A 2,836-nucleotide genomic window follows, 5' to 3' on the forward strand; every position below is an offset into this window, starting at 1 on the left:
CTCTAGTAGAAATAAGATTTACTGATTAAGAGGCCCACTCTCTCAAGCAAAACCCTGTAAATGCATACAGATAAACAAAAAATGGAATATTTTTCCGATCAACCTGTGGATAACTTGGATTACGATGATCTTTTAAGCAAAAGAAACGACAGCACATTGTGTATAAGAATTTGCTACAATCGCGTTTTTATCATTCAAAGTATCATGAAACCTGCACCTAAAACTGAACATGAATTAATGCTTAGAGCCCAAGACATTGCAGGCTTAAGCTTTAGTCAACTGGCCGAAGAAGCCAAGATGAGCGTGCCCCCTGACTTAAAAAAAGATAAAGGATGGGTCGGTCAACTATTAGAGTGGCATTTGGGTGCAACGGCAGGCAGCAAACCTCAGCAAGATTTCGAGCAATTAGGCATCGAGCTCAAAAGTATTCCAATCAGTTACACTGGAAAACCACTCGAAACAACGTTTGTGTGTGTGGCCCCACTCACTGGTGTTCATGGTTTAACATGGGAGCAAAGCCACGTGCGAAATAAACTCTCTCGAGTACTGTGGATCCCAATAGAGGGTGAGCGAGAGATCCCCCTAGCCCAGCGCCATGTCGGCTCGCCATTGCTATGGAGCCCTTCACCAGCACAAGAACAGCAGCTAAAAAATGATTGGGAAGAACTGATGGAGTTCATCGTTCTTGGCAAAGTTGAGCAGATCACCGCTAAGCACGGTGAAGTATTACAGCTCAGGCCAAAAGCGGCAAACGGGCGAGCATTAACCGAAGCATACGGTGCTAATGGCAAACCTATCAAAACCCTGCCACGAGGCTTTTATCTTCGAACTCAATTTACCGCGAGCATTCTTGAGCAACACTTTATTTAAAAGTGCTCGTTATTGCTCATGAAAAAACGTAACCGTTTGATCTTTCACTGCACAATTCGTTTCCGTTTCACTGCCATCTTCGCTTATAGTAAAAACGTCACACACTCCACCAGCGAGAGCATCAAGGAAGGAATATGCAATACACCAAACTGCCTCATTCCACACTGGAAGTGAGCAAGATCTGCTTAGGTACCATGACTTTTGGTGAACAAAATAGCCAACAACAAGCCTTTGAGCAGCTCGATTACGCCTTAGACCAAGGTGTGAATTTCATCGATACTGCGGAAATGTACCCAGTTCCCCCCAACGGTAAAACCCAAGGTCTGACCGAAAGCTATATTGGCAACTGGTTAGAAAAATCAGGTAAACGTGAAAAAGTGGTGTTAGCGACTAAAGTGGCAGGCCCGCGTAACGTGCCTCACATCCGCGAAAAGATGTCACTCGATAGACGCAACATTCATTTAGCGATTGATGATAGTTTAAGACGCTTAAAAACAGACTATGTCGATTTGTATCAATTACATTGGCCTCAACGCCAAACGAACATGTTCGGCCAACTTAACTACCCTTATCCTGATCAGCAAGAAGAAGTCACTTTAATCGAAACGCTCGAAGCGCTTAATGATCTCGTCAAGGCTGGAAAAGTGCGTTACATCGGTGTGTCAAATGATACCCCGTGGGGTGTGATGACGTTGCTAAAATTGGCAGAAAAACACGATCTAGCAAGAATTGTCTCTATCCAAAACCCTTATAATTTACTGAATCGCAGCTTTGAAATTGGCTTATCTGAGATTAGCCACTTCGAAGGTGTCCAACTGCTGGCTTACTCGCCACTGGCGTTTGGTTGCCTGAGTGGTAAATATTTAAATGGCGCAAGACCTGACGGTGCTCGGTGCAGCCTATTTGAACGCTTTTCTCGCTATTTTACGGCGCAAGGTGTACAAGCCACTCACGCTTATGTTGAGCTTGCTAACCAGTATGGCCTTGATCCAGCACAGATGGCGTTGGCGTTTGTCAATCAACGTCCGTTTGTCGCATCCAATATCATTGGCGCGACAAACCTAGAGCAGTTGAAAACAAATATCGATAGTTTAGATGTCGTACTCAGTAATGAATTGCTTCTTAAAATTCAAGAGATTGGGACGACTTACTCCAACCCTTGTCCGTAGATATCTTCGGGGCTAGCGAAGCCACTAGCCCCTCGTTTTACGTTGTTATTCGCATACTTAACACACGGCGAAGATGACGAATATGACGTTCAGCTTTAATTGAGTCAGGGACTGAAACGCCAATAGCGCGTCCATCACTTTCTAAGCCAATATCTTTAAGCAAGTGTTGGCTATTAAAAGGCAGCTCAAAAGCATGACGGCGAACATTTCGTTGCCATTGACGCTCTTCACGGCGTAAATCAGCACGGACCAGTAAAGTAGCAAGTTGTAAATAAATTGAATGACGCATGAGTATTCTCCAGTAGTAAACTAAACGTTGACGGCTGGAAAAATGGGGGCAAACAAGGTGGATCAACACTTTGATAAGCTGCCATTTTTCCGCAGCCTATCTCAAGGTTACGGATTAACTAAAAATCGGTGCCTTTTTTATCATCAAACATACGACAGGCGTCTGTAGTAAGAGACGATTTAGGCGCAGTAAGATCGATAGAAACGCGAACAGTATGAACAAAAACGAAATGATTCATGTTGCGCCTCCAAGCAAATAGTTAATCCAAAGTGAAATGAGTGTGTGAGCACGGCTCACGGTTAAATTCTATGCAACTGAGGTGATTATTCAACTCTTAATTTTCAAACAATTAAAAAACAATGCATTAACCTAAAATGAAAGCCGATGACAGCAAATAAGTGACACATTCAGCTAGAGAATAACTTATTCGCAAAAGATATGATTATAAAAAATGGCCACATGGATTAAATGTGGCCATTTTTACTTGAAGAATCATCAAGTTAATAGG

At 43.1% G+C, this 2,836-nt stretch carries 3 protein-coding genes; 2 read left to right on the plus strand and 1 reads right to left on the minus strand.

What is annotated here, in order from left to right:
- The first annotated feature begins 204 nt into the window (after positions 1-204).
- Positions 205-870, plus strand: a complete 666-nt coding sequence (mutH, locus tag B9J84_RS14890) for a DNA mismatch repair endonuclease MutH (protein WP_047690230.1) — start codon at positions 205-207, stop codon at positions 868-870.
- Positions 871-1,004: 134 nt separating this feature from the next.
- Positions 1,005-2,039: an NADP(H)-dependent aldo-keto reductase gene (locus B9J84_RS14895; RefSeq protein WP_013857595.1), complete on the plus strand. Its 1,035-nt coding sequence runs from the start codon at positions 1,005-1,007 to the stop codon at positions 2,037-2,039.
- Between the two features lie 37 nt (positions 2,040-2,076).
- On the opposite strand, the gene B9J84_RS14900 is transcribed toward B9J84_RS14895, so the two are convergent.
- Positions 2,077-2,328, minus strand: coding sequence for a hypothetical protein (locus B9J84_RS14900; protein WP_010319130.1), 252 nt, complete (start codon positions 2,326-2,328; stop codon positions 2,077-2,079).
- Positions 2,329-2,836 lie beyond the last annotated feature (508 nt).

This window comes from Vibrio sp. V03_P4A6T147 (assembly GCF_002241085.1).
In the GTDB taxonomy this organism is placed as follows: domain Bacteria; phylum Pseudomonadota; class Gammaproteobacteria; order Enterobacterales; family Vibrionaceae; genus Vibrio; species Vibrio anguillarum.

Excerpts from the sequence above, each read along its gene's own strand:
- mutH (WP_047690230.1), top strand. The coding sequence starts at position 205 with ATGAAACCTGCACCTAAAACTGAACATGAATTAATGCTTAGAGCCCAA.
- B9J84_RS14895 (WP_013857595.1), top strand. The coding sequence starts at position 1,005 with ATGCAATACACCAAACTGCCTCATTCCACACTGGAAGTGAGCAAGATC.
- B9J84_RS14900 (WP_010319130.1), bottom strand. The coding sequence starts at position 2,328 with ATGCGTCATTCAATTTATTTACAACTTGCTACTTTACTGGTCCGTGCT.